We start from the raw sequence: 6695 nt of genomic DNA, 5'->3' as shown, positions 1-6695 counted from the left end.
AATTGGATTATCATCAACGAGTGCCCACACAGATTGATAGGTCTATATTGTTAAAGAGCTTGCTTTTCGAGAAGTTTTTCTCTCAAAGCGGAGGTGCATTCTAGCGATTTGGTTGTTAGTGTCAAACACTTTTTCAACTAATTTTCGTAGAAGCTTTTTACCTCTCCGACCCTGCTGAAGCCTTATCGCGTCTGCCGTGTCGATGGATGCGCATTATAGGGAGAAGAATTTCTTTGGCAATACTAAAAATGCATTTTTTCTAAAAAAACATGCCAAATGGACACTTTCCACTCAACATCTAAATTCACCCAAATTAACACCCAGCATTTCTACAGAATACTCACAAAAAACTGTGGATAACTACTCATCACTGTCAAAGAAATAGGATATTCGCGAGCGTGGGTTTAGGTACTCTTTTATCTTATCTGGCAATTTAGATGGATGAATCGCATTTACGATCCTCAAATCTTTCGATGCAAGCTCAATGATGGGAGCTTGAGTTCTTGGCACTGATGGGTCGTAAACCAGAACATTTGGAAATAGCAGGTTTGAAGCGTTCACTGAGATGACCAATCCCACCATATTATTAGATAACTGAACAACCGTGCCAGGAGGGAAGACGCCCATGAACTTGATCAGAATATTAAGGTTTTCTTCTTTATATAGGTGTTTACAGTTTTTATATAAATGAGAAAGGGCGGTGTATGGGATTTTCTGTTCTGAAGCGATCGGTGTATGGCACAAATTATCAAATGCATTTGCCACTATGACAATTTGAGCCAATTCATCAATTTCATCCCCTTTAAGACCCTCAGGATAACCGGAGCCATCTCTTAACTCATGATGCTGAGCAATCACGGTTTTAGCTGGTTCAGGAAAACCTTCGATCTGATTCGCGAGATCCAAACCATATTTAGTATGTAACTTTAGGTAGTTGGTTTCTGGCTCGGTTAATGGCACTTGCTTTCTTAATATAGCGGTAGGGATTTTGATCTTACCCATATCATGAAACAGAGCAGCGAAAGAGAGCTCTTTTAGTTGCTTGGCAGAATACCCTTTCGCACGCCCAATCATCATGGCAATAACCGCAACGTTTAGAGAATGGAAATAGATATCTTCAAATTCGTTTTTGCCGTTCATTAGATGAAGTGTGACGTTATCATCGCACATCAACTTCTCAACAATGTCTTCTATTAACAGTTGAGCTTCATCAACAGCGGCAGTTGGGCGGTTACGAATTTTCGTCATGACTGATCGCATCCGCGCAAGTGAGCGTTCAAACTCTTTCTCACACTGAATCACTCGTCGACGATATGCACTGAGCTTTTCAATTCGTTTCTGTTTTTCTTGCCACAGTTTTTGCGTTTCTAGATCCAACGATTCATTGCTTGTTGTGCTGTCCGTTTGGATTTGATTAACGGGCAATGGTGCGGTGTCGCTTTGTTCTGGATTAAAGTACACGAACTTCACACCGAGATGACGAATCATCTCGATCTGTTCCTGGTCTTTAATTTTAAAGCTATTGAGTAGGAAGGGGTGATCGTTCCACTTTAGCGGAAGGCGGATATGTAATCCCGGCTGAATACGATCCACTGTAAGTTTAATTGCTGCCACTTTTTCACTACTATTAAGTTTTCACGATAAACCAAGAATAGTAGTAGATTCTGTAAATAAATTCATCAATAAGAACTCACAAGTGCGAGTCATTCGCGTTAAGAACCAAAGTGTTGTTCATAATTTGAATCAAGCTCATACCTGAATATCAATCAGAGTCTTGTTTTAAGACTCGATCCGCATGACGCAATTTCAGCTTTGCTTCGAAGACAGGTTTTTCTATGTGCTCCTGTTTTTTTACTAACCCCATTAACGTTTGCACAGCCGCTCGCGCCATATCACTAATAGGGAAATGCACCGCAGATACCGTCGGGTACAAACTTTCACATAGGTCTACACTGTCAAAACTGGTTAAAGAGATTTGCTCCGGCACCGAAATTTTATGCTCATGAAGATATTGCATCGCCCCAACCGTCATTTCTTCGCTGCATGAAAATACAGCAGTTACCTCTGGGTGACGTTTCAAAATGGAAGCCATCGCATCATAACCGCTTTGTCTGCCGTAATTCCCTTCTTCACACCAACTTTCATCAATGTCGATACCGGCTGTTTTCATTGCATCAACATAACCAAGCTTTCTGAGCAAACTATTGTGACGTAGGGATGGCCCGGTAATACAGGCAATGTTTTTATGGCCACCAGCGATTAAGTGCTCAACAGCGATACGACTTGCATGGTGGTGATTAAACGTAATGCAGCGCTCTTCAATCCCTTCAACATAACGATCGAGAAGCACAAAAGGCGTAGGAAGTTTTGCTAACTCACGTAGATCATCATCGGATAAATAGCGACTATGCAGAACATAGCCATCGCAACGAAGATCGTTGAAACGCTGAATCGCTTCTTTCTCTCCTTCAGCAGAATGATGACCTTGCGCAGTGATGAGAAACTTCTTATGAATGTCCAATTCCGTTTGCACTTGCTCCATCATTTCACCGAAAAATCCACCGGTGTAATAAGTCACCAACAAACCGACCATATTACTTGACGATGTTGCAAGAGAACGGGCGATCGCACTTGGACGGTAATTCAATTGCGCCATGGCTTGTTCTACTTTTTTTCTAGTTTCTTCACGAAACTTTCCTTCCCCATTAATGATGCGAGAAACGGTAGAACGATTTACACCGGCGAGTTCGGCGACATCTTTAATCCTTGCCATAATGCTAATGAATCCAACTGCTAATAAATAATGAATGTTTTTATTCGAAAAATGGCTGCCAGCAATTCGTAAGGTGACTATAGGGGTCGAATCTGGCAGCCTTAATCATACACCTACAACTTGGCTGGTAGAAACGAGTGCGGAGTAATCCGTGACGGCTATACCATGCTGCGCCAATTGCTCTTTTAGAATGGGAGATGTGAGCACTTGTAGCTCTAACTCTCTTTGCAGTGCATAGCCACTTTTCATAATAAGGGGCTGGTCGGCATAAGCAGGATGACACATCACCTCTACCACATCGTAATTCTCTTTTAAGCTCAGAAGGTGTTGCATTAATCCGTCCAAACTTACCTTTTGATCGTAAAACTCATCGGTAAAGAAATAGCTTGTCGTCATTGGTTGATGACAGATACCACTCCCGCGAAGTGGCACGCGGTGCTCTTTCGCGAGTTTCTGAACAATAGGAAGAATCTGGGGGTGCGTATGAGCATGATGATGACTATCAAGATGACTGAGCGTTAGTCCAAGTGACAAGAAGTGATCAATTTGAGCTTTAGCTTCATCGTAAACCGCTTGAGCTTCAAAATCTTGCTTGTTCCACAATTCACTGTATTTGACGAAATGCGTTCTACCATTGGTTAAGTTTGGGTGCTCCGTGAGAGGAGCACCTGCTGTAAACCGTAGATGTACGCCAATTTTTAAGTCTGGATTTTGATGAGCTAACTCGATTGCATTCTGCTCGGCATCCATCCCTACCATCATAGTAGTCGATTTCACGACACCATCTTGATGGGACTTTACAATGCCGTTATTAACACCTTGAGTCAGACCAAAATCGTCCGCATTAAAAATGACTTTCATTGACGCTCTTCCTTAGTATTACAACGCTGTAAGTTTAAATTGAGGCAAATAAGGCGCATTAACCGCTAACAGCTCATCCAATATCGCTTTCGCTCGACCAATGTCTGGCACCAAAGGATTATTCGTTAATGCCATCAATGCTTTGTCGTAGTTACCTTCAACAGCGGCTTCTATCGTCAACTGCTCATAAGCTTTCACTTGATGCAGTAGTCCTTTGATGTTGTTTGATAGCTCACCAACAGCAAGTGGTTTTGCTCCCCAACTACCAATCACTGCACTGCATTCAATCACGGCGTCATCCGGTAGACCATTGATCGCGCCATTGTTTAAGACGTTTACGACATGAATGCTGTTACGGTTGTTATAAATAGAGTCGACGAGATTGAGTGACGCATCTGAGTAATACGCTCCCCCTCGCTCTTCCAACTCTTTCGGTTTGTGGTCTAAGTTCGGATCTTGATAGAGCTTAAACAATGCGTTTTCGGTTTCCATGACTTGCTCTGCGCGAGTCCCTTTTTCATCTGCGCTCTGCTTTTCTTCTGCCAACATAGCGTCTGTTTGGTAAAAATAGCGATGATAAGGACAAGGAATCGCACCGAGCGCTTTTAGAAATGCCGGATCCCACGGTTCTTCCCAAATGTTCTTCATACTGAAGTTAGCGCCATCTCCGACTTTCTCTAAGACGGTTTGAGTGATGTCTTCGCCTTTCAGCCACGCTTTGTGTACCCAGACCAGATGATTTAGACCTGCAAACTCCAACTGTAGCTCTTTGGGCTCGCAATCCATCATCTCTGCAATCATCATTTCCATTGAGACGGGTACATTACATAAGCCGATACTTTTGACTTTAGTATGCTTACTCACCGCTTCTGAGACGAGACCAGCAGGGTTCGTAAAGTTGAGCATCCAAGCGTTTGGCGCCAACTCTTCAATGTCTTTACAGATATCAAGAATGACCGGAATGGTTCTCAGTGCTTTAGCAAATCCGCCAGGGCCTGTGGTTTCTTGTCCGATCACATCGTATTTGATAGGAATTCTTTCATCGTTTGCTCGAGCAGCAAGCCCGCCTACACGGAATTGAGTCATGACAAAGTCAGCGCCTTTGATCGCAGCACGGCGGTCAAAATCCGCTTTAATTTCAATATCCGCGCCCGCTTTATCGACCATCCGCTGAGCCAAGCCTTTGATGATTTCTAGCTTTTCCGCGCCGGATTCTATGTCCATAAAGTGAATCTGTTTAACTGGCAAGTAATCCAAGCGTTTGATTACCCCTTCAACCAATTCCGGGGTATAGCTACTGCCACCACCAATAATGGCAAGTTTGATCGCCTCTCTAGACATAATGATTTCCTTACTTGTTCGCGAGTTGCTTGTTCAAAGCGACAATCTCAACAGCCATTTCTTGCGCTAGAATCGTTGTCATTAAATGATCTTGAGCGTGCACCATAACCAGAGTCATCGGCACTTTGCCTTCCCCCTGATCTTCTTCGATCAGTTGCGTCTGAATTAAATGCGCCTTGTTAATGCACTCTCTGGCTTGCAACAATTTCTCTTCTGCTGCTTCAAATTTTTGCTCTCTCGCCAAACGGAGTGCTTCATAACTTAAACTTCTGGCTTCACCCGCATTACAGATGATTTCCATTACAACCAGTTCTTGTTCCATTTTCTCTCTCCAGAAATATGGGCTGCTTGGTAAAACAGCCCATTCATAATTAAGCGGTTACGCCTTCACCAGCAGGTTGTTCTGCCTGTTTCGTTTCTTTGGTTGTTGGTAGTTCTTGCTCAAGCATTTGCTTCTCAAACATTTTGAAGAATGGGAAGTAGATAAGAAGGTCAAGAATCAACAGCCCCACTACGAGCAGCACCGGAGAAAACGTCCAGCCGCTTCCCCAAGACGCACCAATAATTGCCGGCGTCGTCCATGGCGTAGTAGCTACACCCATACCTACGAAGCCAAGGTGCACAGCAAAGTAAGCAATCGTTGCGTTAATTACTGGAGCAAAAACAAATGGGATGAACAATGTTGGGTTCATTACGATTGGGCTACCAAAAATCACTGGTTCATTAATTTGGAAGAAGCCAGGAACCGCACTCATTCGGCCGATACTCTTTAGGTGAACAGAGCGGCTAAATGACATCAGTAGAACCAACGCTAACGTCGCACCAGAACCACCAATGAAGATATAGAAGTCCCAGAACGGCTGAGTGAAGATATTCGGAACAGGTTGCCCAGCAACAAATGCGTCAATGTTTCCACTGATGTTTGTTAGAAAGATTGGCGATAGAAGGCCAACCACAATCGCGGCACCATGAATCCCTGCAAACCAAAGTAATTGACACATAAGTAGTGCACCAATGATGGCAGGTAAAGTATTTGATGCGCTGATTAATGGCTTGAACATCGCCATAACTGCATCAGGAATCAACATGTCGTATTGGGTTTGAACGAAGATGCTTAATGGGTAAAGCGTGACAAACACAGCTAGAACAGGCAGTAACACCTCGAAAGAACGCGCGATCGCAGGCGGCACCTGCTCTGGCATGCGAATCGTGATGTTGTGCTTTTTCATAAATCGATACAGCTCAACAGCAAAGAAGGCACACATTACTGCAGTGAAGATCCCTGTACCGCCCATGTGTTTCATCGCTAACGAGCCATCTTGAGCTGGTGCGGCCACCAGCAAGAAACACATTAAAGATAAAACCGCGCTAGTGATCCCATCCATTTTGTACGCTTTCGCCAAACTGTAGGCGACACCGAGCGACACGAAGATGGTCATGATCCCCATCGACATATTGAAAGGCATCATAATGGTGTCAAAGTGAGTGGTAGCAAAGTCAAGCCAAAGACGACCAAAGGTAAACGTCGTATCTTCAGCAAATGGTGGAAATGCAAAAATCAAAATGAAACTGCCCACGATGATAAACGGCATAGCGACAATAAAACCATCTCTCATTGCGCGAACGTGGGGTTGATTACCCACTTTTGCAGCGATAGGGGCTATATGCTTTTCGACTGTTCCTATAATCGCGTCATAAAGCTTCATAGAGTCCATCCTTA

6 protein-coding genes are annotated in these 6695 nt (G+C 43.7%); all 6 read right to left on the bottom strand.

Annotated features, from left to right (window positions below):
- Nucleotides 1-360 precede the first annotated feature (360 nt).
- Nucleotides 361-1614, bottom strand: a complete 1254-nt coding sequence (locus tag ACF8EG_RS05710; protein ID WP_005497344.1) for an HD-GYP domain-containing protein — start codon at nucleotides 1612-1614, stop codon at nucleotides 361-363.
- Nucleotides 1615-1762: 148 nt separating this feature from the next.
- Nucleotides 1763-2773, bottom strand: a complete 1011-nt coding sequence (locus tag ACF8EG_RS05705) for a LacI family DNA-binding transcriptional regulator (protein WP_005461087.1) — start codon at nucleotides 2771-2773, stop codon at nucleotides 1763-1765.
- A 105-nt stretch (nucleotides 2774-2878) separates the two neighbouring features.
- Nucleotides 2879-3634, bottom strand: coding sequence for a chitin disaccharide deacetylase (gene chbG / locus ACF8EG_RS05700; protein WP_005461089.1), 756 nt, complete (start codon nucleotides 3632-3634; stop codon nucleotides 2879-2881).
- An 18-nt stretch (nucleotides 3635-3652) separates the two neighbouring features.
- Nucleotides 3653-4975: a 6-phospho-beta-glucosidase gene (locus tag ACF8EG_RS05695; RefSeq protein WP_053320663.1), complete on the bottom strand. Its 1323-nt coding sequence runs from the start codon at nucleotides 4973-4975 to the stop codon at nucleotides 3653-3655.
- 10 nt (nucleotides 4976-4985) lie between these two features.
- Nucleotides 4986-5297: a PTS lactose/cellobiose transporter subunit IIA gene (locus ACF8EG_RS05690; RefSeq protein ID WP_005461092.1), complete on the bottom strand. Its 312-nt coding sequence runs from the start codon at nucleotides 5295-5297 to the stop codon at nucleotides 4986-4988.
- A 49-nt stretch (nucleotides 5298-5346) separates the two neighbouring features.
- Nucleotides 5347-6681, bottom strand: a complete 1335-nt coding sequence (locus ACF8EG_RS05685; protein ID WP_005478832.1) for a PTS sugar transporter subunit IIC — start codon at nucleotides 6679-6681, stop codon at nucleotides 5347-5349.
- Between the last annotated feature and the right edge of the window lie 14 nt (nucleotides 6682-6695).

It is taken from the genome of Vibrio sp. YQ_11 (genome assembly GCF_043103065.1).
Classification (GTDB): Bacteria; Pseudomonadota; Gammaproteobacteria; order Enterobacterales; family Vibrionaceae; genus Vibrio; species Vibrio parahaemolyticus.
Note: the sequence above shows the minus strand (reverse complement) of the source record. Positions and strands in the feature narration are given on the sequence as shown.